Below are 242 nucleotides of genomic sequence, written 5' to 3'. Positions count from 1 at the left end.
CCGCATACACCGAGCTGACCTCACGCTTGCCGCCCGAGGAGGCGCCGGAGCTGCCGAGGATCACGCCGGCCGAGGACAGCGAGTCATAGATGTCAGCGTAGTCCATCTTGCGGAACTCACCGCCGACCACCAGGCCGGCGCTGCCGCCGCCGAGGCTGAACAGATCGTGGAAGGTCACCGAGCCGTAGGCTTCCTTCGTGGTGAAGGTGCTGTTGCGGGTGATGGTGGCCTTGATCGAGTTC

Annotated in this window: 1 protein-coding gene; it reads right to left on the bottom strand. The window is 65.3% G+C overall.

Translation table 11 applies throughout. The features are described from left to right. Positions 1–242, bottom strand: a 242-nt coding sequence (locus tag MTCD1_RS21415) for a hypothetical protein (RefSeq protein ID WP_159459936.1), incomplete at both ends; no start/stop codon positions are given.

Source organism: Colwellia marinimaniae (genome assembly GCF_002207865.1).
In the GTDB taxonomy this organism is placed as follows: Bacteria; Pseudomonadota; Gammaproteobacteria; order Enterobacterales; family Alteromonadaceae; genus Colwellia; species Colwellia marinimaniae.
This window is presented reverse-complemented; position numbering and strand designations above follow the sequence as displayed.